Below are 24,809 nucleotides of genomic sequence, written 5' to 3'. Positions count from 1 at the left end.
CGGTCACAGCGCCCGCCGAAAAGACAGGATGAGTGTGGTGAAATGGCGAGGCGGGCGGCGCCTCGCCGCTCTCAGGGCATGTAGTCCTCACGCGCCGGCGTGAACACGTCGAGCACGACGCTCGGCTCGAACGCCCAGGCCTGGTGCTCGACGCCCCCGCGGACGACGAAGCTGTCCCCGGCGCGCGCCTCGAACTCCTCGTCCGCGCAGGAGAACTTGAGGTGTCCGGAGATGACGTAGACCAGCTGATCGTGCGGGTGGCTGTGGCGCGCGCCGGCCCAGCCAATCTCCATGTGGTGCTCGACGAGCATCATGTTCGCGTTGTGGGCCAGGATGCGGCGCTTGAGCCCCGGCTCGGGCGTGAAGAACACGACCTCGCGGCTGCGCACGCGCATGAGGCTCGGGACATCTCTCTTTTGAAGGCTGCTCATGGTTCTTCTTCTTCTTCCTCGATACGGCTAGGCCTGCGCGCCGCCCTTCTGCTCGGCCCGCGCGGCGCTCACCACCGACATGAACTCGCGCGCGCGCTCGGTGAGGACCTCGTCCTTGCCCGCGGCGAGCGCCGCGGCGTCGACGAGCTCGCCGCCGACCCCGAGCGCCACGGCGCCGGCCTCGATGAAGTCCCGGGCGGTCGTCAGGTTGACCCCGCCGGTCGGCAACATCTTCACGTCCGGCAGCGGCGCGCGCAGGGCGCGCAGGTACTTCGCGCCGCCCATCGCCGAGCACGGGAACACCTTCACCGCGTCGGCGCCGGCGTTCCACGCGGTGATCACCTCGGTCGGCGTGAGCCCCCCGGGGAAGACCGCCTTGCCGAGGTCGTGCGCGGCGCGGATGACCTCCAGGTTGAGCCCCGGGCTCACGATGAACTCGGCGCCGGCCTCGATGCACCCGCGGGCGGCGTCCGCGGTGAGCACGGTGCCCGCGCCGACGAGGACGTGGCGCCCCATGCGGGAGGCGATCTCGTGCATGACCGACAGCGCGTCGGGGACCGTCATCGTGATCTCGATGACCTCGATGCCGCCCGCGCGGAGCGCGCGAGCGGCCCGCACGGCGAGCTCTCCGCTCGGCGCGCGCACGACGGGGACGATGCCGATCTCCTCGATGCGGCGGACGACTTGCTCTCTGTTCATGACTCTACCCTCGTCACCGCTCGATCCTCGCGCCGCCGCCGCCCATGGCCCGCCGCACCTCGGCGAGCGACGCCATCGAGGTGTCCCCCGGGGTCGACATCGCCAGCGCCCCGTGCGCCACGCCGCACTCGAGCGCCCACTGCGGGCCCTGATCGGCCAGGAGGCCGTAGATGATCCCCGACGCGAACGAGTCGCCGCCGCCCACGCGGTCGAGGATCTCGATGTCTCGCTGGGGGACCTCGTAGAACTCGCCCTTGTAGTACAGGATGCCGCCCCAGCCGTTCACGCTGGCGGTCTTGGCCGTACGGAGGCTCGTGGCGACGACCGAGATGTTGGGGTACGCCGCGACGACCTCGGAGATCATCCGGCGGAACCCGTTCGTGTCGAGCTGGCTGTAGCTCGTGTCCACGCCGGAGATCTCGAAGCCGAGGCCCGCGACGAAGTCCTCCTCGTTCCCGAACACGCAGTCGACGTACGGCATGAGGGCGCGGTTGACCTCGCGCGCCCTCTTCTGACCGCCGAAGTTCTTCCACAGCGAGGGCCGGTAGTTGAGGTCGTAGGAGATCCGCACGTCGTGCTCGCGCGCGACCTCCATGGCCTCGCGCGCCACGCCGCCGGCCGCCTCCGACAGGGCGCAGAAGATGCCGCCCGTGTGGAACCAGCGCGCGCCGCGCTCGCCGAAGATGGTCTTCCACGGGAGGTCGCCCGGCTTCAGCTTGGACGCGGCGCTGTGGCCGCGGTCCGAGCACCCGGCGGCGGCCCGGGGCCCGAAGCCGCGCTCGGTGAAGTTGAGGCCGTTGCGCACCTCCCGGCCCACGCCGTCGTAATCGAGCCAGCGCAGGAACGACGTGTCGACCCCGCCCTGGAGCATCAGATCCTCGATGAGCCGCCCGACCGCGTTGTCCGCGAGCGACGTGACGATGGCGGTGCGGAGCCCGAAGCAGCGCCGGAGCCCGCGCGCCACGTTGTACTCTCCCCCGCCCTCCCCGACGTCGAACGTCCGCGTCGTGTGGACGCGGCGCTCGCCCGGGTCGAGGCGCAGCATCACCTCACCGAGGCTCACCTGGTCCCACGCACAACCTTTTGCACTTCGAATCTGCATGTTCCCGCTCCTCAACGGCCCATCCAGCCGCCGTCGACGACCAGCACGTGGCCGTGGATGTATTTGCTCGCCTCGGCGCACAAGAAGTGCGCCGCTCCCGCGATGTCGCTGGCCTCACCCCAGCGCCCCGCAGGGATGCGCTCGAGGATCTGGCGGCTGCGCGTCTCGTCGGCCCTGAGCGCGGCCGTGTTGTCCGTCGCGATGTAGCCAGGGGCGATCGCGTTCACGTTGACGCCCTTCGCCGCCCACTCGTTCGCGAGCGCCTTGGTCAGCTGCGCGATCCCGCCCTTGGACGCCGCGTACGCCGGCACCAGGATCCCGCCCTGGAAGGCGAGCAGCGACGCGATGTTGATGATCTTGCCCGTCCCTTGCTCGAGCATCTCCTTGCCGGCGAACCGCGACAGGCGGAACGCGCACGTCAGGTTGACCTCGAGCAGCAGGTCCCAGTCTTCGTCGGAGTACTCGACGGCCGGCGCCCTCCGGATGAGCCCGGCGTTGTTCACCAGGATGTCGATGCGACCGAGCTCGGCCTTCGTCCTCCGGATGAGCTCCGGGTGCGCCGCGCGATCCGACAGATCGGCGGCGATCCCGATGGCGCGCCGTCCCAGCTTCTGGACCGCCGCCATCGTCTCCTCACCCGGCCCGTCCTTGCCGTGGATGGCGACGTCGGCCCCGGCGGCCGCGAGCGCGGTCGCGATGGCGGCGCCGATGCCGCGCTCCGAGCCGGTCACGAGCGCGACCTTGCCGTCCAAGCGAAAGGGATTGTTCGTTGTCATTGTACTGCACTGCCTCCGCCCAGCTTCGCGGCCTCGAGCCGCGGCACGAGCACGTGAATGATGGCGAGCGCGAGGAGGTACGCGGTCGCGGCCATGATGAACAGGATCGAGTAGCTCCCGGTGAGCTGCAGGACGCGGCCGGCGATCTGCGCGATGAGCATGCCGCCGATGGCCCCGGCCATGCCGCCGAACCCGACGGCCGACCCGACGGCCTGCGACGGGAACATGTCGGTGGTGAGCGTGAACAGGTTCGCCGAGAAGCCCTGGTGCGCGGCGGTGGCGAGGCCGAGCAGGAGCACGGCCACCCACAGCGAGTCGGTGCGCGTCGCGAGGAAGACGGGCGCGACGCCGAGCGCGCACACGAGCATCGCGGTCTTGCGCGCCGCGTTCGCGGTCCAGCCGCGGCGCATGAGCATCGAGGAGAACCAGCCGCCGGCGATGCTGCCCACGTCGGAGAGCAGGTAGATCGTGACGAGCGGCGGGCCGATCTGGAGCAGGTTCAGCCCGTGCTTGCGGTTGAGGAAGTCGGGGACCCAGAACAGGTAAAGCCACCAGAACGGATCGGTCATGAACTTGCCGATCGCGAATGCCCAGGTCTGGCGGTGCGGGACGAGGGTGAGCCAGCCGATCTTGCCCGGCGACGGCGACGGTTCGCTCGTGATGTAAGCGCGCTCCGCCGGCGAGACGCGCGGGTTCTGCGCGAGGGGGGTGTAGAGGATCATCCAGGCGACGATCCACAGCGCCCCGATCGCGCCGGTCAGCGCGAAGGCGGCGCGCCAGCCCCAGGTCACCGCGATCCACGGCACCACGAGGGGGCACACGATCGCGCCGATGTTGGTGCCGGAGTTGAACAGCCCGGTCGCGAGCGCGCGCTCCTTCTTCGGGAACCACTCGGCGATCGTCTTGAGGGCGCCCGGGAACATCCCGGCCTCGCCGATGCCGAGGGCGAACCGGGCCGCCGAGAGCCCGCCGGCGCTGCCGACGAGCGCGTGCGCCGCCGCCGCCAGGCTCCAGAACCCGACGGCGAACGAGAAGCCGCGCCGCGTCCCGATGCGGTCCATGAGGCGGCCCATCGTCAGCATCCCGATGGCGTAGGCGGCCTGGAACGACGTGACGATGTTGCCGTAATCGATATCGTTGTAGCCGAGGTCCTTCTGGAGCGTCGTCTTGAGGACGCCCAGCACCTGGCGGTCGACGTAGTTGATCGTCGCGGCGGTGAACAGGAGGGCGCAGATCACCCAGCGGTAGCGCCCGACGCCGGCGAGGGCGCCGGACGCCGCCCCGGCGCCTCCGCGCTGCTCGTCCGCCGCGTCCAGCGGCGGAGCGCTGGACGCGACATCAGGTTTCATGACCATGTTCACCTCCCCATGTCCTTGCGAGCGGTCGGCAGCTCATGACTTGAAGTTCCTCTCTTTTTTGTGTGTTAAGAGCCATGACGATGGCTTCGGTCTCTCACGGCGCGAGCGGGCGGAGGACGCGAGATCTGCGTCAGAACGCCGGGCTCGCCTTGAAGATCCACTCGACGTTCAGGCCGAAGAAGTGCTCCCACGTGCGCTTGCTGAACACGTCGTCCTGCGGATAAAGGGCCTTCGCGCCCTCGTCGCGCCGGGTCACGAGCCAGATGAAGCGGAACTGCGGGCGCTTGAAGTCGCCCTTGCCCGCCGCGTTCAGGAACGGCACGAGCCCGAAGCGCACGAGGCTCGCGCTGTGGTGGCTGGCGCCGGGGTGCGCGCCCGGCGCCGCGGGGTCGGCCGGCGGCGGGACCCTCCCGCGCCGCTGCGCCTGGTACGAGCCCTCGACGGCGATGCCTCCCCAGTCGCGGATGTAGTAGTGCGGCCGCACGACGAAGATGCCCTCGTCCAGATCGGCGAAATCGAACGTCTCGCTGGCGTTGCGGAACGAGCGCACGTATCCCGCGGCCATCAGGCCGAGCTTCCCCGTCTCGTAGTTGCCGCTCAGGGTGAACATGAGCTCGTGCGCGCCGGACGCGGTGCCGTCCGGCGCGGGCTGCGAGGGCGCGCCGAACTCGCCGTGGGCCGCGAGGTCGCCCGCGTAGCGGAGGAACAGGTGCAGGTGCCCGTTGTCCACGCCGGTGAACGGGCTGATCTGCGCGCCGATGACGTACCCGGAGTCGCGCGGCAGCCGCTCGATCACGCCGGCCTCGGCCGTCTCGCGCGTGCCCGACGGCAGCTGGTGCAGCTCGCCGTAGAGGATGCCCTTGACCCCGCCCTTCTCGCCGACCGGCACGGTGTGGCTCGCCTTGAAGCTCGTGATGAGCCGCTGGCGATCGAGGAGGTTGACGTTGGCCGTGCCGGGCTGGTTGAGCGCCGGCGCGCGCTCCACCGTCTGCAGGTAATACGGCGTGAGCGGCCGGTTGACGCCGGCGTGCGCCGCGAAATACGTCTTCTTCGAGGGCAGGTCGTAGCGGACGCCCCCGCCCAGCGCGTTCAGCCAGTCGAGCGGCCAGAAATCGAGCAGCTCGGCGTTGTCACCGCGGTAGAGGCGCGAGCCGATCCACACGGACAGCCCCTTGACGCCGAGGTCTCGCTCCTCGACGAAGGCGTTGCGCACGGACATGTTGACGTTCCACGGCCGCGCGTTGTTGTAATGGAGGACGGGGGCGTCCACGACGAGGCGGACCGCGGCCCGCGTGGTGGCGCCGGTGGACTCCCAGTAATCTTGCCGCTCGAGGTCCAGCTGGATGAACGTGGACTCGTCGAGGCGCGATCCTCTCAAGACGATGTCGGCGTCGCGCCCCGGCCCGAGCTCGGCGTCCGTGGCCGCGACGGCGCGGCTGACGGCGCCGAAGAAGAACCCGCTCTCCGCCGGCGGCGGCGGCGTCGAGGGCTCTTCTTTCTGCACGGGCTGCTGGGAGGGGGCGACGGCCGCGGCCGCGGGCTCGGCGCTCGCCGCATCGACGGCCGGAGCAGCGTCCTTTGCGGCCTCTCCGGCGGGCGGCGCCGTCGCCTCGGGCGCCTGATCCGGCGTCGTCGGCGGGGGCGCCGGCTGCGCGCTCGCGACGGACGGAGCCGCGCAGAGGGCCGCGCCGAGCAGGGCACAGGCGAGGTCGCGGGCGCGCGCCCCGCCGGTCGAGCGCGCGGCGCGCCGCGGATCGCGGCGAAGGTCTAGCCCAGTGTGGCAATAAGGATTGACGATGGACTTCAAGGGGGGCGCCGATCTCGTGAATGGTTGTGGACTGCGCCAGCGCGCGCAGCGGGGCCGTCATCGAGGCGAGCGAGCCCCGACAGCGCGTCCTCTGGCTCGCTCAGCGTCTGGTGCGCTCGCGGCGTCCTCACTCGACTGCAATCGACGAGCCAAGGTCGCCCAGGGTCCTCGTGGCGCCGTGGCCCGCCTGGGACGGCGGCGATCTGCCGCGCTCAACCGGAGACGCCGTAAACCCCAGGTTGACATGTCGACAGCCGTGGTTGACGCGATCGTCGACGGGCGATGACGCGCGGATGCCGGCGGGCGCGGCGAGCGGTAGTGCCCCTTCGGACGACGACACCGTCAGCGTGCCGGCCTAGTCTTCGAAGAGAAAAAAAGACAAACCACAGAGGCACAGAGGGCACAGAGAAGAAGATGAGAAAGAGCTCTTTCTTTCTCTCTCCTCTGTGCCCTCTGTGCCTCTGTGGTTTATCTTCTCTCGTTCTCGGGCTTTCTGGATTGACGTTGGAAGCCTCTGGCGAATGCGAGAGGCACCGCGGGTGCGTTCGGTGCTAGGAGGAAGGTGTCGGGCGGCGCAGCCAGGGCCTCGGCCATCGAGGGCGCGCGTCGCGGCACCGGATCGAGGCCCTCGGCCTCGATCCGCCGCTGATCGCCAGGGAAGATCTGCAGTGGCACAGCGCGGATCGAAAGCCCGTCGAGCCGCCTCGCCGCGGGCTCCAGGGCGAGATGCACCGGCGACGGTGGAGCGCGTACGACAGGTTGAGCGCCGCCGCCCTCGCGCCCGACGTCTTCATCTCGCTCGCGCCCGCCGGAGGCGCGGGGCGGGTCAGCAGGGCGAGCGCGCGGTAAGCGAGGAGGGCCCCGAGCAGGTAACAGAGCGCGATGATGAAGGCGGTCATCTTGGCCATATCGATGCATCCCGAAGGATCTTCGGTGAGGACGAAGCGGTGCGGACGCGGCGCTGCGATGCGTTGGGTCGATCGCATCCCGCGGCGGGAAGACGCCGGCGTCGGCCGCGCGCAGCCGAGGGGCGCCGGCCCATGGCCCACCGTTCTGAACCGGTTTTGCAACGGTCGCGCCAGCGCGCGGCCGGCGTCCACCCGCTCTCGCGACGCGCGCTCCGGGGGCTCGCGCGCCGGCGGCCGCGCCTTCCGCGATGAGCCCCTCCGGATCGCAGGAGCGCGGCGCGGCGGCGTCGCTCGGCCCCGCACGGCGCCGCGGTGGCGCGAGCGAGATCCCGAGTGGGGCCGCGCCGGGCCGTCGGGGCGCTGTCAACCCGGAGTTGACCGAGGTGACAACCGTTGTTGCGCGCCACGGGCGGAGCCGTCGCGCGCCGCCCGCGCGGCGCGGGGGCGCGGGGGCGCGGCGCCGCGCGGATCGGGCTTTCGCCTCGGGCGATGGCCGCCGCCCCCTCCCCTCCACGCGGCGCGCTCCGTCGCCGCCGCCCGCGCACCGGACGTCCCGCACGCGCCGGCGCAGCGGGGGTGGTCATGTCTTGCGTTGCCTGGGGCTCTGGGGTAAGGGGGCGGCAATGAGTGGTCCCGAACTCGGCCGCCTCATCGACGAGGTCGATCGCACGGTGGACGTCCAGTTCGCCGCCGTCGGCGATCTCGATGAGCTGAACCGCCTGTATGCCAGCCTGCTCGGGCGCCGCGGCTCGCTCAATGCCCTGATGAAGCAGCTGCCCGGGGCGGCGCCCGAGGAGCGCAAGGCGCTCGGCCAGCGCCTCAACGCGGTCAAGGGCCGCGTGGAGCGCGCCCGCGAGGAGGCGACCGCCCGGATCAAGCGGACCGCCCGCGATCGCGAGCTCTCCGCGCCGCCCCTCGATATCACCCTGCCCGGCCGCTGGCGCGCGCCCGGCCGGCCGCACCCCATCATGCGGACCCTCGACGAGATCGTCGATATCTTCGTCGGGCTCGGGTTCGACGTCGCCGAGGGGCCGCAGATCGAGCTCGCGCGCTACAACTTCGATCTCCTCGGGTTCCCGGCGGATCACCCGGCCATGGACATGCACGACACGTTCTACGTGGCCGGCGATCCGGGCCAGAACGTGCTCCTCCGCACGCACACGAGCCCGGTGCAGGTGCGCGAGATGCTCTCCCACCCTCCGCCGGTCATGATCGTCGCGCCGGGCGTCGTCTACCGGCGCGACGACGACGCCAGCCACAGCCCCATGTTCGTGCAGATCGAGGGGCTCGTCGTCGACCGCGACGTGTCCCTCGGCGACCTCAAGGGCCTGCTCGAGGTCTACAGCCGCCGGATGTTCGGTGAGAACACGAGGACGCGCTTCCGGCCGAGCTACTTCCCCTTCACCGAGCCCAGCGCCGAGCTCGATGTCTCCTGCCTCGTCTGTTACGGCGCGAACCGCGCCTGTCCGCAGTGCAAGGGCACCGGCTGGCTGGAGGTGCTCGGGTGCGGCATGGTCCACCCGACCGTGCTCCGGAACGTCGGAATCGACCCGGAGCTCTACACGGGCCTGGCGTTCGGCATCGGCGTGGATCGCACGGCCAACATGAAGTTCGCCGTCGACGACATCCGCGCCTTCTACGAGAACGACGTCCGCTTCCTCGGAAGCCTCTAGGCGACTCCCCTCGCGCCGGAGCCCGACTCCCCATGTTGATATCGTACAAGTGGCTTCAAGAGATCCTCGGCGCCGATCCCGGCGTCGACGCGGTGACGTCGGCGCTCGGCCGCGGCGGGCTCGAGGTCGATCGCGTGACGCACGTCGGCGCCGCGCTGCGCCCGGTGGTCCTCGCGAGCGTCCAGGCGACGCGGCCCCACCCGAGCAAGAAGGGCCTCACGCTGGTCCGCGTGGACGCCGGCGGCGCCGGCGGAGGCGGCGAGGTGGTGTGCGGCGCGCAGAACATCCCCGCTCCCGGCGGCGGTGCGCTCGTCTGTTATGCGCCGGTGGGGGCGCAGGTCCTCGACCGGAGCGGCGCGCTCGTCACGCTGACCGAGAAGGCGGTCGCCGGCGTCTCGTCGGCCGGCATGCTCTGCGCCGAGGACGAGCTCGGGCTCGGGTCGAGCCACGAGGGCCTGTTGACCCTCGAGGGCGGGCGCCCGGGGCAATCGCTGCTCGACTGGGAGCCGCGCCTCGAGGACTGGATCATCGAGCTCAGCGTCACCCCCAACCGGCCCGACGCGCTGGGCCACCTGGGCGTGGCCCGGGACGTGGCCGCGGTGCTCGGCGTCCCCTTCCAGCCGCCGGCGGTCGCGCGGCCGCAGGCGAGCGGCGGCGGGGCGCGCGCGAGCGTCGAGGTGCGCGACAAGGAGCGCTGCCCCCGGTATGCCGGCCAGGTGATCGAGGGCGTCAGCGTCGGTCCCTCGCCGCTCTGGGCGCGGGTGCGCCTCGGCCGCCTCGGGGTCCGGCCGATCACGAACGTGGTCGACGCGACGAACCTGGTGATGCTCGAGCGGGGGCAGCCGCTCCACGCCTTCGATCTCGACGCGCTGCGTCTGCCGGTCGAGATCCGGCGGGCGCGGCAGGGCGAGACGTTCGTCGCGCTCGACGGGCAGAAGCTGTCCCTGAACGAGGACGACCTCGTGATCGCCGACGCGGAGCGCGTCGTGGCGCTGGCCGGCGTGATCGGCGGCGCGGACAGCGGCGTCACCGCGACGACGCGCCGGGTGTTCCTCGAGTCGGCGTACTTCGAGCCGCGCGGGATCCGCAGGTCGGCGCGGCGGTACGGCTTCCACACCGAGGCGTCGCACCGCTTCGAGCGCGAGGTGGACCTCTCGGGGGTGCCGCTGTCGCGCGATCGCGGGACCGCGCTCATCTGCGAGCTCGCCGGCGCCGAGGCGGCGGGCGAGCCGATCGACGCGTACGTCGCGCCCCGCGCCCCGCGCCGGCTGACGCTGCGGCTGCCGCGGTACAAGCGCATCATCGGCGCCGAGGCCCCGCCGCGGACGCGCGAGATCCTGGAGACGCTCGGGGTCTCGACCGTGGAGCAGCAGGCGGATCGGCTGCTCGTCGAGGTGCCGGCGCACCGGCCCGACATCGTGGAGGAGATCGACCTCATCGAGGAGGTCGCGCGCGTCGCCGGCTACGACCAGATCCCGAGCAGCCTCCCGCGCGTCGACGCGGCGCCCGCGGGCGCCCGGGGCGATTACCGGCTCCGGCGCCGGGTGCGCCAGATCTGCACCGGGATCGGCCTGCACGAGGCGGTGACGTACTCGTTCCTGTCGCCGCAGGAGCTGAAGGCGTCGCGCTTCGAGGTCGAGCCGCTCCTCCGGCTGCTGAACCCGCTCTCCGAGGAGAAGTCGGTGATGCGGCCGTCGCTGGTCCCGGGGCTGCTCACGGTCGCGCAGCGCTCGCAGCGGTACAACGTGCCGCGGGTGCGGCTGTTCGAGGTGAGCCAGGTGTTCCTGCCGCGCCAGGGCGGCGCGGACGGCGCGGGCCAGGAGGCGCGGGTCGAGCGGCCGCCGGTGGACGAGCCGACCCGACTGACGGTCCTGCTCGCGGGGCCGCGCGACAGCTACCTCACGCGGCCCGAGGACGTCGACTTCTACGACGGCAAGGGCGTGGTCGAGGCGGTGCTGGCGGAGCTCGCGGGCAGCGTGGCGCCGGAGTTCGACCTCGAGGGCGAGCCGCCGCCGTGGGCGCACCCGCGCAAGGGCGCGCGCGTCACGCTCGACGGCCGCGCCGTGGGGTACGTGGCGGAGCTCCACCCGGACGTGCGCGACGCGCTGGAGATCACGACCGGGGCGGTGGTGGCGGAGCTCGATCTCGCCGCGGTGACGGCGACCTACCGCGCGCCGGTGGCCGCGAAGCCGAGCCGGTTCCCGGCGATGCGGCACGACGTGGCGCTGCTGTTACCGCTCGACGTGCCGGCGGGCCAGGTGCTGGAGCTGCTGCGGACGACGGCCGGCGAGCGCTGCGAGAAGGTCGAGCTGTTCGACCGGTACCGCGGCGGCGAGCTCCCGCCGGGGACGCACTCGCTCGGGTTCGCGCTGTGGTTCAGGTCGCCGGAGCGGACGCTGACCGACGAGGAGGTCGATCGGTGGACGAAGGCCGCGGTGGACGCGGCGAAGGCGCGGTTCGGGGCGCAGCAGCGCTGAGGCGGGCGGGCGGCGGCCGGCGGTGAGCGGCCTGGTCGCGTCACGCCAGGCCGGCGCGAGGTTCATCGGGGGTCCGCGGGGCCGGCGAAGACCTCCTCAATCGAGGCCGGCGTGGCGGCGCGGCGGATCCATCGGTCGAGCGTCGCCGGCTCCCTAGCGTGCCTCGATGCGCGCCCGGGCGACGGCGCTCACCGAGACGCCGCGCGCGGCGAGGGCGGCCAGGACCGCCGTGGACTTGCCGGAGAGCTCGCCGGACGACCGTCTGCGGCTCGTGGCCTGCCGCGTACTTCGGCAGCTCCAGGCACACGTGCTGCACCTGGGGCAGCCCGAGCGCCGCTGTGCTGCTCCTGCATCCGCCAGCGGCTCAGCATCGGCACCTTGAGACGGCCGCCCTCGCCCCCGTCCGGCCAGAGCTCGACATCGCAGATCGTCACACCGACGACATCGCACAGCGTTGGATACGTGTCCGCGCTGCGGAGCTGCATGACATAGGCATTGCTGGCGTTGTACACGATGCGCTTCTCGATCCGCTCGACCTTGGCCGCCTGCATCTCGACGACGAGCCGGCGGCCGGATGCGTCCGTTCCCGTGTTGCCACGAACCGACTCGCGCTGGCCTTTCACGCGCGATCCTCCCAGGGTCCCCCAGGGTCTGGAGCCATCTTCGCCTCAGACCGGTGGTCGTCAGCGTGGGGCTTCCCAGGAAGATGCGCCCCGCCGTACGCTGGCGCGAGGCGTGCGACCGACGCTCCGCGACGGCGAGGCGAGCTGCGGGGTGGTTGAACGAGGGGAGAGCGAGGGGATGATGCGCGCATTCATGCGGGGATGGGGCGTGAAGCCGAACGGGGATGCCATGGGCCGCCGGCGGAGCGGCAGGGCGCTTCGTCAGGCGTTTGCGACGGCGTTCGTGATGGTGCTCGTGGTCGTCGCCGGTGCGTGCCTCCAGAGCGGCGTCCGCTGCGGCGAGGGCTTCTGTCCGATCGGCCATACCTGCGCCGCGGACAGGGACGGCACCCCTGCGTGCATCGCTCCGGCCGAGGTCAATACCTGCGGCAACCGCATCATCGAGGACGGCGAGCTCTGCGACGACGGTAACGAGGAGAGCGGTGACGGATGCAGCTTCGACTGCACCTCCGACGAGCGCTGCGGCAACGGCATCGTCGACACGATACGCGAGGAGACGTGCGACTGCGGCGCTGACGAAGTTATCTCGACAGACGCTCAGTGCGGCGGCCGGCAGAACGCGGACTCCGGCGGTTATTGCCGGATGGACTGCAAGGCGCACTGCGGCGACGGTACGTTGGCATACGAGGAGAAATGCGATATCAGCGTGCCGGTCACCGTCTCCTGCGTCGATCTGCGCTATGACTTCGGTCGACCCGGGTGTAGAAACGCCTGCGATGACCTCTCCACGGATCCATGCGGAGACTGGAACTGGCGCTTCGAATCCCTCGGCACGGCGTTGCCCTTGCAGGGCGTGTGGGGGAGCGGAAAGGAGGATGTGTTCGTCATCTTGGGAACGATGATGGCGCACTACGACGGCCAGAGCTGGCAAATGATGGACCCGTCGATATACGAATCTCTTTACGGCGTGTGGGGAAGCGGTCCGAACGACGTCTTTGCCGTCGGCGAGCGCGGAACGATCGTGTACCCCCTGGGCACGGGCTGGAGGTATGTGCATCCGCCGACATCGGAGGATCTCTTCGGCGTGTGGGGAAGCGGACCGAACGACGTCTTTGCTGTCGGTCAGTCCGGCGCAGTCGTGCACTACGACGGCTGGAGATGGCAGGAGATGGCTGTACCCATATCGGCAGATTGGCGTGGCGTATGGGGGAGCGGCCCCGACGACGTCTATGTCGTCGGCCTGGCAGGCGCCATCATGCACTACGATGGCCAGAGCTGGCAGGAGATGGTTCTGCCCATATCGGCGGATTGGCGCGGCGTATGGGGGAGCGGCCCCGACGACGTCTATGTCGTCGGCCTGGCAGGCGCCATCATGCACTACGATGGCCAGAGCTGGCAGACGATAGAATGGCATTCGTCGGAAGATCTCAAGGCCGTGTGGGGAAGCGGACCGAACAACGTCTTTGCTGTCGGTCAATCCGGCACGATCGTGCACTACGACGGCCAGAGGTGGTACGAGATGGTTGCGCAAACGACGGCCGGTTTTTTCGGCGTGTGGGGGAGCGGGCCGGACGAGGTCTTTGCTGTCGGTGAGCTCGGGACGATCGCGCGCTACGACGGCCAGAGCTGGCACAAGATGGAGTCGTCGGCACCGGACGAGGTGGAGCTGAACGGCGTATGGGGAAGCGGGCCGGACGACGTCTTCGCCGTCGCCGACTCCGGCGCGATCGTGCACCATGAAGGCGAAAGCTGGCACCAGATGCCATCGCCGACAACGGATGTTCTCGGCGGCGTATGGGGAAGCGGGCCGGACGACGTCTTCGCCGTGGGTCAGGCCGGCACTATCGTGCACTACGATGGCCAGATCTGGCAGAGGATGGATTCAGATACAATGGATTTTCTCGACGGCGTGTGGGGCAGCGGGCCGGACGACGTCTTCGCCGTGGGTCAGGCCGGCACTATCGTGCACTACGATGGTCAGAGATGGCAGAAGATGACATCGCCGACGATTGTATATCTCAGTGCCGTGTGGGGAAGTGGCCCGGACGATGTCTTCGCCGTGGGTCAGCGCGGCGCTATCGTGCACTATGACGGCAAGAGCTGGCAGGCCATGAAATGGCATTGGGGAGGGGGGGATTTCAATGCCGTGTGGGGAAGCGGGCCGGACGATGTCTTCGCCGTCGGCACGGATGGCACGGTCGCGCACTACGATGGCCGGCGCTGGCAGCCGATAGGACCGCAAACGCTGGCATCGTTCTATGGCGTGTGGGGAAGCGGAGCAAACGATGTCTATGCTGTCGGTACGGGGGGCGCGCTGTGGCACTACGACGGCATCTCCTGGCTGACACTCAACTCCGGGACGAACTCTCAACTCAATGCCGTGTGGGGCCAAGGCCGAATCTCCTTCGTCGTCGGCCGGGAGGCCGCCGTCTTCCGTCACATCGGACCGCCGCCGGCGCGGTAGCAGCGCAGCCGCCCGTTCGCCCGTTCAGAGGCGCCGGCGCAGCGCGCAGCACCTCGTCGCGCGGCGCTCCCGCAGCGGGCGAGCATGAGCCTCGACGCCGCGAAGGCGCGTCCTCGATCGGGCGCGGCCCGCCGCCCACCCCCGCGGCGCGGCCGCTACTTGAGCCGCGGCTTGATCCTCCCCGCCGTCCGCTCGATCAGCTGCTCCTGCTCGCGCTTGCTCCGCAGCATGGCCTCCACCGCCGCCCTGGCCCGCTGCTCCTCCTCGGTGGCCTTGACCTCGGCCTTGCGCGCCTCCACCTCGGACTGCTGCGCCGTGTCCCGCGCCGCCCGCGCCTCGCCCGCCGCCACGCGGGCCCGCTCGGCCTCGGCCTCGGCGCGATCCCGCGCCTCCTCCGCCGCGCGCTGCATCTCCTCGGCCCGCCTCCGCTCGGCCTCGCTCTCCTGCCGCGCCCGCTCCGTCGCGCTCATGGCCGCGTCCTTGCTCGCCAGCGCCTCCTTCAGCGTCTCCTCCGTCCTGCGGATCGCGTCGAGCTGCGCCGTGATCACCCCGTTCTGCCGGGTCAGCTTCACGATCCCCGCCCCCGCCGCGACCACCAGGAGCGACAGCGCCGCGATCGTCCCGGAGACGAGCCGGCGTCGCCTTCGCTGCGTGTGATCGGCGAGCCGCAGCACCGCCTCCAGAAAGAGCCGCTCCCGCTCCGGCAGCGCGCCCCGGTAGCGCTCGCGAAAGCCGCGCGCCTCCTCGGCCACCTTGCCGCGCCAGAGCGTGTCCGCGGCGCGCCCGCTCGCGTCCCACAGCCTCGCCGCCGCGCGCAGCCGGTCGAGGAACACGGCGTCCTCCTGGCTCTCGTCGAGCCAGCGCTTGAGCGTCGGCCACCGCTCGATCAGCGACTCGTGCACGAGCTCCACCGTGCTGCCCGCGCGCTCGCTCGCACGCTCGATCGCCACCAGCCGCCCGTCCGCCAGCAGCCCCACCACCCGCTCGATCTCGCCCCGCTCCCCGGGCAGCTCGCTCAGCTCGTCCAGGCTCGCCACCGCGCGCGTCCGCTCCGGCGTCACCAGCCGCTCCAGCACCGCTCGCGCAAGCTTCCCCTGCCGCTCGCTCATCCCGGCCAGCAGCGTGTCGGCGTGGCTCGCCAGCGCGCCCGCCACGCCGCCTATCGCCTCGTAGCTCGCCCGCGTCAGCAGTCGCCGCTCCCGGTCGCGCATCTCCCACAGCCTCGCCGCCGTGAACTGCAGCAGCGGCAGCGCTCCGCGCGTGCTCTCCAGCGCGTCGAGGATACCCTCGACCATCGCCGGCTCCTCGATCTCGTACCTGGCCGCCTCCACCGGCTTGACCAGCGCCTCGCGCAGCCCCTCGCGCCCCATCGGCCGCAGGAACACGAGCCCGCGGGTCATCGCCGCCATGAAGTGCTCGTGCTCGGCCAGCCGCTCGAGGAAATCCGACCGCACCGACAGCACCACCCGCAGCGGCGACGAGGCGTCGTCGGCGATGCCTTCGAGGCACGCGAGGAACGCCGCGCGCTCGCCCGCCGGCGCGCCGAGCGTGAACAGCTCCTCGAACTGGTCGATGAACAGCACCAGCCGCTGCTGCGCGCGGCCAGCCCACCCGCGCAGCTCCGCGCCGAGCAACCCCGGCTCGGCGCGCAGCCGCTCCACCAGGGCCGCGCGCGCCGGGGCGCCGCGCGAGGAGAGCGCCTGCGCTTCCGCGCTGAGCGTCACGGCAGTCACGACGGGGCTCGTGAGGATCTCCGCGAGCGCGGCCATCGGCTCGCGCCCGGGCCGGAGCACCAGCGCCTCCCACCCCTCGCCCGAGCGCTTGAGCGCCGGGATCACCCCGGCCCGCACCAGCGACGACTTCCCCACCCCCGACGCCCCCGCCAGCGCCAGCAGCGGCTGGTTGCGCAGCCGCGCGACCACCCCCGCGAGGTCCTGCGCCCGGCCGAAGAAGCGGTCGGCGTCGCCCTCCTGGAACGACGACAGCCCCGCGAACGGGCTCTCGTCGGCGCCGAGATGGATCTCTCGGCGGCCCGGAAGAAGGGGCACGAGCTCGGCCAGCAGCTCCTCGGCCGAGGCGAACCGCTCGGCTTTGCTCTTCCGCAAACAGCGATCGATGATCGCGCCGAGCGCGCCGAGCTCCGGGTGGCGCGCGCTGACCTCGGGCATCGGCTCCTCGAGGAGCGGCACGCCGAGGAGGACCATCCTGTCGCACGGCGCCAGCGGGTGCGCGCCCAGCACGAGCTCGTGCAGCAGGATGCCCACGGCCCACACGTCGCTCGACGCGTCGATCCCGATGCCCCTCCACTGCTCCGGGGACATGTAAGGCAGCGTGCCGATGATCCCTCCGTCGCGGGTCAGGCGCGTGTCCCCGCCGCCGGGGCGGTCGGCCGCGAGGCTCGCCTCCTCCTCGAGCAGCTTGGCGATGCCGAAATCAACCACCTTGATCGCGCCCGATGCGTCCAGCATCACGTTCTCGGGCTTGAGATCGCGATGGACGATGCCGGACGCGTGCGCGCTCGCCAGCGCGCGCACCACCGGGACCATCATCTCGACCGCCAGCCCGGGCGGCACGGGCGACGTCGACACCTCCTCGCCGGCGCCCGCGGGCCTGCGCTGATTCATCCAGCCGCGGAGGCTCTGCCCATCGATGTACTCGAGCACCATGTACGGATATCCGTCGTGCTCGTTCACCTCGTAGATCGTCACGATGTGCTCGTGCTTGCAGCGCGCGGTGGCCCGCGCCTCGACCAGGAAGCGCTGGACCCCGGCGCTGCTCAGCATGGTGAGGAGCTTGATCGCCACGAGGCGAGCGAGCCGGGTGTCGCGCGCCAGGAAGACCACGCCCATGCCCCCCCGGCCGAGCTCGCGGAGGATCTCGTAGTGTCCGATGCGGGCGCCGACCGACGCCGATGGCCTGGCCTGCGACGGGGACGAGGGCGCCGGGGCGGTCGTCCCGGCATGCCTCGCCGGACGAGCGCTCGCGGCCGCGCCGGTGGCCGTGGCCATCACCGTGTCGGTCAGCGCGGCTGTCGGGGGCGCTGCGCCGGCAAGCACCGTGTCCGCACAGCCCACGTCCTCCAGGGGGCTGGTGGCGCTCATGGCCACATGCCCCCTACCCTCGCGCGTGGCGGCGAAGGTGGTTGACAGGGCGGCTCCCGGGTGGCCAGCTCGGCGGACATCTTCCTCCCCTTGCGAGACGGCGCGAGCTCCCGCCCCGCGGCGACGCGGCGACGCGGCGAGCGCGGGCAGCGCCATCGCGAGAGAATAGCCGTTTCAGCGCGAGCCTGCCTATCCCCTTGAACGCGGCAGTCCCAGGCCCCCCTGCGACACGGCATCATGGCGACCGCCCGGCTCCGAACGGCCCAGGCCGTCCGGCGCGCCGGACGCCAGCCTGCTTTACAGCGAGACCAGCGCGCGTGTAGCCTCTGTTACGGCGCCCGGCTCGCTGCACCGGCGAGCCCGGGCGAGCGCTCGACGACCGCGCGATCCAGGCTCCACGGCGGCCCGGAGGAGACGCACTGGCCTCATGATGACCCGCCATCGTTCCGTCCGAGTCTCCTCCGCCGTGAGGCTGCTCCTGCCCATCGCGATCGCGGCCTCAGGCGCCGCGCCTGCGCGAGCTCAGGCGCCGTCGATGGAAGCGGCGGAGTCGCCGCCGTCGCCGCCGTCGCCGCTGGCGCCGGCGCCGCCGGAGGCGGCAGAGCCGTCCCCGCCCCCCGCTCCGCCGCCGCCATGGCATCACGGCATCTCCGAGGAACGAAAGCAGAAGGCCACGGCGCTCTTCGAGGAGGCGCGGGAGCTGCACCGGAGCATGATGCTCGCGGAGGCGCGGGCGAAATACGAAGAGGCGCTGGCTTCCTGGGAGCACCCCGAGCTCCGGCTCTATCTGGGGCGGGCGCTGATGAGCATCGGGCTACCGCTCCTGGCCCATGAAAACCTGCGCATGTCGCTGCAATGGGGGCCCGGCTCGCTCGATCCCGAGGCCGAGCAGGAGGCGCGCGCCGCGATGCGCGCGCTCGTCGAGCGAGAGCTGGCCGCCATCGAGATCCGCTGTGACGAGCCGGGCGCCGCCGTGCTGCTCGACGGCAAGCCCTGGTTCGTCGGTCCCGGCACCCAGCGCCGGCTCGTCACGCCGGGAGAGCACATCGTCACGGCGAGGAAGGGCGGCCACTTCACGGTCGTCAAGCCCTTCGTCGTGCTCCCCGGCAACGAGGCCTCGGGCCAGCTCGCCCTGCGCGTCGATACCGTCGTCACCCGGCAGCGGTGGCCCGCGTGGCTCCCCTGGGCCACGCTCGGGGCGGGCGCGGCCCTGGGCATCGCAGGCGGCGGGCTGTTGTGGCATGCCGACACCTATCATGAAGAAGCGCACCAGCGCTTCCAGGACAGCTGCCATCCGTCGTGCGCGCCGTCCGCCCGCGACGAGTACGACGGCAGCGTCGTCGAGAACCAGCTGGCGATCGGCGCCCTCGTCGCCGGCGGAGCGACGGCGATCGCGGGGACGGTCCTGCTCTTCATGAACAGGCCAGAGACCTACCGCACCGAGGACCGAGGCAGCGTGAAGATCGAGCTCCGGCCCGCCGCGTCGCTCGACGCGGCGATGCTGTCGAGCCGGCTCGTGTTCTGATCGGGCTGAGCGGGAGGAGCGGTCGCCGCGCGGCCGCGCTCGCGCCCTCGACCCGCGTGGCAAGCATTGCCCTCCTGGCAAAGATTGCCATCGCCCCGGGGCAGAGGCGCGGCAAGGATTGCCATCGCGCCGCCCCCGGCCCCGGAAACGCCGAGGCGGTGCGCTCGACGCCGCCGCGCGTCGCCCACGAGGACAGCAGACGCGCCGGCTCAGCGCGCCGCGGGTGCACGCTCGCGGCCTGCGGTGGTGCCAAGGCGGCATGTGGCTCGCAGCTTGCTCCGTGCTGGAGATGTCGCCCGTGGACCGCATGCTCGTTCCTCGATATCTCCTTGGCGGCGCCGCCGGAGCGGCGGTCCTGGCCTTGTGATAACCCGGAGCGGTCTGCCGGGCCGATGAGAGAGAAAGCGGCGAGGGTACGATGTGGGCATGGATGCGCAGGCGGAGCATGGATCGGAACCGGAGGGACGTCGCGCGCCCTCCGCGGGGCGTCTGGGCGCCTCGTCACGTCGTGGCGATCGCGTTCGCGACGGCGCTGATCGGCGCCACGGGTGCATGCCTTCAGGGCGCGGTCGCTTGCGGCGATAGCTTTTGCCCGATCGACCATGAATGCGTCCTGCCGACCAACGGCAGACCCCAGTGTGTCGTCCCCGGCTACGGCCATAGCTGTGGCAACGGGATTCCCGAGGACGCCGAGGTCTGCGACGACGGGAACACGACCGACGGCGACGGATGCAGCGCCGACTGCAAGTCCGACGAGCGCTGCGGCAACAGCGTGGTCGATGACGCGCGGGGCGAGGTCTGCGACGACGGCAACGACCGCGGCGGCGACGGGTGCAGCGCCGACTGCAGGTCCAAGGAGCGCTGCGGCAACGGCATCGTCGACGTGATCCGCGGGGAGACCTGCGACTGCGGCTCCGGTGAAGTCACGTCGACCGACCCGCTGTGCCGCGACAGCCAGAACGCGGAGCTCCGCGGGTATTGCAGGCACGACTGCAAGGCGCACTGCGGCGACGGGGAGCTGGCGCAGGACGAAGCCTGCGATCCCGGCGTGACGATCACGACCTCCTGCGTCAACCTGCGCTACGATTTCGGCCGTCCGGGGTGCACCAGCTCCTGCGATGACCTGTCCGCCGGCTCGTGCGGAAGCTGGAACTGGCGTCAGCACGATCTTCTCACGTCGGGTCCGCTGAACGGCGTGTGGGAGAGCGGGCCGCAGGATGTCTTCATCGTGGGATACAACACGATCCTGCACTACAACGGTCAGGACTGGCGGGCGATGACGTTGCCCACGTCTGCCGCGCTGAACGGCGTGTGGGGGAGCGGGCCACAGGATGTCTTTGCCGTGGGCTATGACACGATCCTGCACTATGATGGTCAGGAATGGCAGCCCATGATCTTGCCCACCTCGGATCCGCTCACGATCAAGGACGTGTGGGGGAGCGGGCCGCGGGATGTCTTCGCTGTAGGCGACAACGGCACGATCCTGCATTACGACGGCCAAGAGTGGCAGCGCGCGGCCTCGCCCACATCGACGGTTTTGGTTGACGTGTGGGGGAGCGGGCCGGAGGACGTCTTTGCCGTGGGCTATGGGACGATCCTGCACTATGACGGCCAGGAATGGCAGCCCATGACCTCGCCCATCCCGGAGTTCACCCCGCTGAACGGCGTGTGGGGGAGCGGGCCGCAGGACGTCTTTGCCGTCGGTGACAACAACACGATCCTGCGCTACGACGGCCAGGAATGGCTGCCCATGACCTTGCCTTCACGGGTGGAGACGTTCCAGGACGTGTGGGGGAGCGGGCCGCAGAACGTCTTCGCCGTGGGTCACCTGGGCAACATCATGCACTACGACGGCGAGGGCTGGCAGCTCATGCCCTTGCCCATATCGGTGGAAATGCTGTCCGGCGTGTCGGGGAGCGGGCCGTGGGATGTCTTCGTCGTGAGCGACAGCGGCGCCATCCTGAATTACAACGGACAGAGCTGGCAGCCCATGACGTCGCCCACGTCGGACGGGCTGTCCAGCGTGTGGGGGAGCGATCTACAGGATGTCTTTGCCGTGGGTGGTAAGGGCACGATCCTGCACTACGACGGCCAGGACTGGCAGGCCATGACCTCGCCCACGTCGGAGCAGTTGAGCGGCGTGTGGGGCAGCGGGCCGCGGGATGTCTTCGCCGTGGGGACCAACGGGACGGCGCTGCACTACGACGGCCAGGACTGGCGGGCCATGCCCTTGCCCACAGGGCTGGCATCGTTGTCCAGCGTGTGGGGCAGCGGGCCGCGGGATGTCTTCGCCGTGGGGCCCAACGGGACGGCGCTGCACTACGACGGCCGGAGCTGGCAGGACATGCGCCAGACCGAATCGGTGGAGTGGCTCCGTGGCGTGTGGGGGACCGGGCCGCAGGATGTCTTCGCCGTGGGGTACGATGGAACGATCCTGCACTACGACGGCCAGGGCTGGCGGGACATGAAGGCGCCCCCATCGGACGTGTTGAACAACCTGTGGGGGACCGGGCCGCAGGATGTCTATGCCGTGGGTTACAAAGGCACGATCCTGCACTACGACGGCCAGGGCTGGCAGAAAATGGACTCGACCACGCTGGTCGATCTGTACCACGTGTGGGGGACCGGGCCGCAGGACGTCTATGCCGTGGGTGCGTTCGGCACGCTCCTGCACTACGACGGGATCTCCTGGATCAAGCTCAATTCAACGACAGACCGCCCCCTTTACGCGGGGTGGGGCGCTGGGAGCTCGTCCTTCGTCGTCGGCGACGGCGGATCCATCTACCGTCACAGCCGGACGGCGCCGCCGCGGTAGCCGCGCCGCCTCGATCCCAAGGAACGCTCCAGCGCAGCGCGCCGCACCCCGAACGATGTCTGGAGCGCCCTCCTCACCGCCCATCTTCGCCGACCTCGCCGCCGCGGAACGACCCTCGCGACGCGACGAGGCCGTCCCCCACCCCGCCGAGGCGCGGCTCCGCCGGCGCCGGCTACTTCAGCTTCTCGTCGATCTTCCCCACGGTCCGCTGGATGAGGTGCTCCTGCTCGCGCTTGCTCTGCAGCATCGCCTCCGCCGCCGCCCTGGCCCGCTGCTCCTCCTGGGTGGCCTTCGCCTCGGCCTTTCGCGCCTCGACCTCGGACTGCTGCGCCGTGTCCCGCGCCGCCCGCGCCTCGCCCGCCGCCAGGCGGGCCCGCTCCGCCTCGGCCTTGGCGCGGTCCCGGGCCTCCTCCGCCTCGCGCTGCATCGCCTCGGCCCGCTTCCGCTGCGCCTCGCTGTCCTGCCGCGCCCTCTCGGCCGCGCTCCGCTCCGCCTCCTCGCTCGCGAGCGCCTTCTTCAGCGTCTCCTCGGTCCGGCGGATCGCGTCGAGCTGCGCCGTGATCACCCCGTTCTGCCGGGTCAGCTTCACGATCCCCGCCCCCGCCGCGACCACCAGGAGCGACAGCGCCGCGATCGTCCCGGAGACGAGCCGGCGCCGCCGGCGCCGCGTCTCGTCCGCCAGCCGGAGCACCGCCTCCAGGAAGAGCCGCTCCCGCTCCGGCAGCGCGCCCCGGTAGCGCTCGCGAAAGCCGCGCGCCTCCTTCGCGACGTTGCCGCGCCAGAGCGTGTCCGCGGCGCGGCCGCTCGCGTCCCACAGCCTCGCCGCCGCGCGCAGCCGGTCGAGGAACACGGCGTCCTCCTGGCTCTCGTCGAGCCAGCGCTTGAGCGTCGGCCACCGCTCGATCAGCGACTCGTGCACGAGCTCCACCGTGCTGCCCGCGCGGTCGCTCCCCTTCTCGATCGCCACCAGCCGCCCGTCGGCCAGCTGCCCCACGACCCGCTCGATCTCGCCCGGGTCCCCGGGCAGCTCGCACAGCTCGCCCAGGCTGGCCACGGCCCGCGTCCGCTCCGGCGTCACCAGCCGCTCCAGGACCGCCCGCGCGAGCTTCGCCTGGCGCTCGCTCATCCCGGCCAGGAGCGTGTCGGCGTGGCTCGCCAGCGCGCCCGCCACCCCGCCGAGCGCCTCGTAGCTCGCCCGCGTCAGCAGCCGGCGCTCCCGGTCGCGCATCTCCCACAGCCTCGCCGCCGTGAACTGGAGCAGCGGCAGCGCCCCGCGCGTGCTCTCCAGCGCCCCGAGGATGCCCTCGACCATCGCCGGGTCCTCGATCTCGTGCCGAACCGCCTCGATCGGCCTCACCAGCGCCTCGCGCAGCCCCTCGCGCCCCATCGGCCGGAGGAACACGAGGCCCCGGGTCATCGCCGCCATGAAGTGCTCGTGCTCGGCCATCCGCTCGAGGAAATCCGACCGCACCGACAGGACGACCCGGAGCGGAGAGGACGCGTCGTCGGCGATGCCCTCCAGGCACGCGAGGAACGCCGCGCGCTCGTCGGCCGGGGCGCCGAGCGTGACGAGCTCCTCGAACTGATCGATGAACAGCAAGAGGCGCCGCTGCGCCCGGGCCGCCCACCCGCGCAGCGCGGCGCCGAGCAAGCCCGGCTCGGCGCGCAGCCGCTCCACCAGGGCCGCGCGCGTCCCGGGGGCGCTGTCGAAGGCGAGCGCCTGCACGTCGGTGCTCAGGGTCACGACAGGGCTGCCGAGGAGCTCCGCGAGCGCCGCCATCGGCTCGCGCCCGGGCCGGAGGACCAGCGCCTCCCAGCCCTCGCCGGAGCGCTTGAGCGCCGGGATCACCCCCGCCCGCACGAGCGACGACTTCCCCACCCCCGACGCGCCCGCGATCGCGAGCAGCGGCTGGCTGCGGAGGCGCGCGACGACGCCCGCGAGGTCCTGCGCGCGGCCGAAGAAGCGATCGGCGTCGGCCTCCTGGAAGGACGAGAGGCCGGCGAACGGGCTCTCGTCGCTGCCGAGGTGGATCTCCCGGCGCCCGGGCAGGAGGGGCAAGAGCGCGGCCAGGAGCTCCTCGGCGGAGGCGTACCGCTCTGCCTTGCGCTTGCGCAGGCAGCGGTCGATGATCGCGCCGAGCGCGCCGACCTCCGGGTGGTGCGCGCCGACCTCGGGCATCGGCTCGTCGAGGCGCGGCACCGCGATGAGGTCCTGCATCCTGCACGGCGCGAGCGGGTGAGCGCCGAGCACGAGCTCGTAAAGCATGATGCCCACGGCCCAGACATCGCTGGACGGCTCGATCTCCCGCCCTTCCCACTGCTCGGGGGACATGTAAGGCAGCGTGCCGACCGCCGCTCCCGGGTGGGTCAGGCGCATGTCGTCGACGGTGGCGCGCTCGGCGACCAGGCTCGCCTCGCCGTCGCGCAGCTTGGCGATGCCGAAATCGACCACCTTGATCGCGCCCGAGGCGTCCAGCATGACGTTCTCCGGCTTGAGATCGCGATGGACGATGCCGGCCGCGTGCGCGCTCGCGAGCGCGCGCGCGATGGGGACCATCATCTCGACGGCCAGGCCGGGCGGCAGCGGCGCCGTGGACGCCCGGCTGGGGGCGTCGGCGGGCTTGCGCTGCTTCATCCACGCACGGAAGCTCTGCCCCTCGATGTACTCGAGCACCATGTACGGGAACCCGTCGTGCTCGTTCACCTCGTGGATCGTCACGATATGCTCGTGCTTGCAGCGCGCGGTGGCCTGCGCTTCGGCGAGGAAGCGCTGGACTCCGGTGCTGCTCAGCTTCGTGAGGAGCTTGATCGCGACGAGGCGGGCGAGCCGGAGGTCGCGCGCCAGGAAGACGACGCCCATGCCTCCCCGGCCGAGCTCGCGCAGGAGCTCGTAATGGCCGATGCGGGCGCCGGCGGACGGCGGCGGCTTGCCTGGCTCGCGCGACGACGGCGTGTCGACCGTCGCGCGCATCGTCTGGGTCCTGATCATCTCGCGAGCGCCCGCGACCACGGCCGGGAGCATAGTACCGTTCCGGCGCGCGGCTGCACCC

At 71.4% G+C, this 24,809-nt stretch carries 15 protein-coding genes; 5 read left to right on the top strand and 10 right to left on the bottom strand.

The features are described 5' to 3' along the window. Positions 1–71: 71 nt before the first annotated feature. The 7 genes from WME83_RS20500 to WME83_RS20470 form a co-directional block, all read right to left on the bottom strand. The gene (locus WME83_RS20500; RefSeq protein WP_437320976.1) at positions 72–431 is read right to left on the bottom strand and encodes a cupin domain-containing protein; all 360 of its coding nucleotides are present in this window, start codon (positions 429–431) and stop codon (positions 72–74) included. 27 nt (positions 432–458) lie between these two features. Continuing rightward, positions 459–1,130, bottom strand: a complete 672-nt coding sequence (locus tag WME83_RS20495; protein WP_437320975.1) for a bifunctional 4-hydroxy-2-oxoglutarate aldolase/2-dehydro-3-deoxy-phosphogluconate aldolase — start codon at positions 1,128–1,130, stop codon at positions 459–461. A 13-nt stretch (positions 1,131–1,143) separates the two neighbouring features. Beyond that, positions 1,144–2,232: a PfkB family carbohydrate kinase gene (locus WME83_RS20490; protein WP_437320974.1), complete on the bottom strand. Its 1,089-nt coding sequence runs from the start codon at positions 2,230–2,232 to the stop codon at positions 1,144–1,146. Positions 2,233–2,243: 11 nt separating this feature from the next. Continuing rightward, positions 2,244–3,008: a 2-dehydro-3-deoxy-D-gluconate 5-dehydrogenase KduD gene (gene kduD / locus WME83_RS20485; protein ID WP_437320973.1), complete on the bottom strand. Its 765-nt coding sequence runs from the start codon at positions 3,006–3,008 to the stop codon at positions 2,244–2,246. Further along, entirely contained in the window at positions 3,005–4,357 is a 1,353-nt protein-coding gene (locus tag WME83_RS20480) for an MFS transporter (RefSeq protein ID WP_437320972.1), read from the bottom strand. The genes kduD and WME83_RS20480 overlap by 4 nt, the downstream gene beginning before the upstream one ends. Positions 4,358–4,496: 139 nt before the next feature. Further along, entirely contained in the window at positions 4,497–6,173 is a 1,677-nt protein-coding gene (locus WME83_RS20475) for a carbohydrate porin (protein ID WP_437320971.1), read from the bottom strand. A gap of 551 nt (positions 6,174–6,724) precedes the next feature. After that, on the bottom strand, positions 6,725–7,081 hold the full coding sequence (locus WME83_RS20470; protein ID WP_437320970.1) for a hypothetical protein: 357 nt from the start codon (positions 7,079–7,081) through the stop codon (positions 6,725–6,727). 623 nt (positions 7,082–7,704) lie between these two features. On the opposite strand from WME83_RS20470, the gene pheS reads away from it, so the two are divergent. Together pheS and pheT are read left to right on the top strand one after the other, a co-directional pair. After that, positions 7,705–8,754, top strand: coding sequence for a phenylalanine--tRNA ligase subunit alpha (pheS, locus tag WME83_RS20465; RefSeq protein ID WP_020736043.1), 1,050 nt, complete (start codon positions 7,705–7,707; stop codon positions 8,752–8,754). Between the two features lie 32 nt (positions 8,755–8,786). Beyond that, positions 8,787–11,231 carry a phenylalanine--tRNA ligase subunit beta gene (gene pheT / locus WME83_RS20460; RefSeq protein ID WP_437320969.1) on the top strand — a complete coding sequence of 815 codons (2,445 nt, stop codon included), beginning with the start codon at positions 8,787–8,789 and terminating at the stop codon, positions 11,229–11,231. 188 nt (positions 11,232–11,419) lie between these two features. Here pheT and WME83_RS20455 read toward each other — a convergent pair whose 3' ends face one another. Then, positions 11,420–11,854: a hypothetical protein gene (locus WME83_RS20455; protein WP_437320968.1), complete on the bottom strand. Its 435-nt coding sequence runs from the start codon at positions 11,852–11,854 to the stop codon at positions 11,420–11,422. Between the two features lie 178 nt (positions 11,855–12,032). Here WME83_RS20455 and WME83_RS20450 point away from each other — a divergent pair, with 178 nt between their 5' ends. After that, entirely contained in the window at positions 12,033–14,318 is a 2,286-nt protein-coding gene (locus tag WME83_RS20450) for a glucosyltransferase-I (protein WP_437320967.1), read from the top strand. A gap of 155 nt (positions 14,319–14,473) precedes the next feature. Here WME83_RS20450 and WME83_RS20445 read toward each other — a convergent pair whose 3' ends face one another. Further along, on the bottom strand, positions 14,474–17,419 hold the full coding sequence (locus tag WME83_RS20445; protein WP_437320966.1) for an nSTAND1 domain-containing NTPase: 2,946 nt from the start codon (positions 17,417–17,419) through the stop codon (positions 14,474–14,476). A 535-nt stretch (positions 17,420–17,954) separates the two neighbouring features. Here WME83_RS20445 and WME83_RS20440 point away from each other — a divergent pair. After that, positions 17,955–18,944, top strand: a complete 990-nt coding sequence (locus tag WME83_RS20440; protein ID WP_437320965.1) for a hypothetical protein — start codon at positions 17,955–17,957, stop codon at positions 18,942–18,944. Positions 18,945–19,389: 445 nt separating this feature from the next. Further along, on the top strand, positions 19,390–21,759 hold the full coding sequence (locus tag WME83_RS20435; protein ID WP_437320964.1) for a glucosyltransferase-I: 2,370 nt from the start codon (positions 19,390–19,392) through the stop codon (positions 21,757–21,759). A 172-nt stretch (positions 21,760–21,931) separates the two neighbouring features. Here WME83_RS20435 and WME83_RS20430 read toward each other — a convergent pair whose 3' ends face one another. Then, positions 21,932–24,781 carry an nSTAND1 domain-containing NTPase gene (locus tag WME83_RS20430; RefSeq protein ID WP_437320963.1) on the bottom strand — a complete coding sequence of 950 codons (2,850 nt, stop codon included), beginning with the start codon at positions 24,779–24,781 and terminating at the stop codon, positions 21,932–21,934. Between the last annotated feature and the right edge of the window lie 28 nt (positions 24,782–24,809).

This window comes from Sorangium sp. So ce385 (genome assembly GCF_051474135.1).
Taxonomy (GTDB): domain Bacteria; phylum Myxococcota_A; class Polyangia; order Polyangiales; family Polyangiaceae; genus Sorangium; species Sorangium cellulosum_D.
Note: the sequence above shows the minus strand (reverse complement) of the source record. Positions and strands in the feature narration are given on the sequence as shown.

Bases quoted from the DNA above. Each gene is read 5' to 3' on its own strand.
- WME83_RS20440 (WP_437320965.1), top strand. From the start codon at position 17,955: ATGGAAGCGGCGGAGTCGCCGCCGTCGCCGCCGTCGCCGCTGGCGCCG.
- pheT (WP_437320969.1), top strand. From the start codon at position 8,787: ATGTTGATATCGTACAAGTGGCTTCAAGAGATCCTCGGCGCCGATCCC.
- WME83_RS20470 (WP_437320970.1), bottom strand. From the start codon at position 7,081: ATGGCCAAGATGACCGCCTTCATCATCGCGCTCTGTTACCTGCTCGGG.
- WME83_RS20495 (WP_437320975.1), bottom strand. From the start codon at position 1,130: ATGAACAGAGAGCAAGTCGTCCGCCGCATCGAGGAGATCGGCATCGTC.
- WME83_RS20450 (WP_437320967.1), top strand. From the start codon at position 12,033: ATGATGCGCGCATTCATGCGGGGATGGGGCGTGAAGCCGAACGGGGAT.
- WME83_RS20430 (WP_437320963.1), bottom strand. From the start codon at position 24,781: ATGCTCCCGGCCGTGGTCGCGGGCGCTCGCGAGATGATCAGGACCCAG.
- kduD (WP_437320973.1), bottom strand. From the start codon at position 3,008: ATGACAACGAACAATCCCTTTCGCTTGGACGGCAAGGTCGCGCTCGTG.
- WME83_RS20445 (WP_437320966.1), bottom strand. From the start codon at position 17,419: ATGAGCGCCACCAGCCCCCTGGAGGACGTGGGCTGTGCGGACACGGTG.
- WME83_RS20435 (WP_437320964.1), top strand. From the start codon at position 19,390: ATGGATCGGAACCGGAGGGACGTCGCGCGCCCTCCGCGGGGCGTCTGG.
- WME83_RS20500 (WP_437320976.1), bottom strand. From the start codon at position 431: ATGAGCAGCCTTCAAAAGAGAGATGTCCCGAGCCTCATGCGCGTGCGC.
- WME83_RS20480 (WP_437320972.1), bottom strand. From the start codon at position 4,357: ATGAAACCTGATGTCGCGTCCAGCGCTCCGCCGCTGGACGCGGCGGAC.
- pheS (WP_020736043.1), top strand. From the start codon at position 7,705: ATGAGTGGTCCCGAACTCGGCCGCCTCATCGACGAGGTCGATCGCACG.
- WME83_RS20490 (WP_437320974.1), bottom strand. From the start codon at position 2,232: ATGCAGATTCGAAGTGCAAAAGGTTGTGCGTGGGACCAGGTGAGCCTC.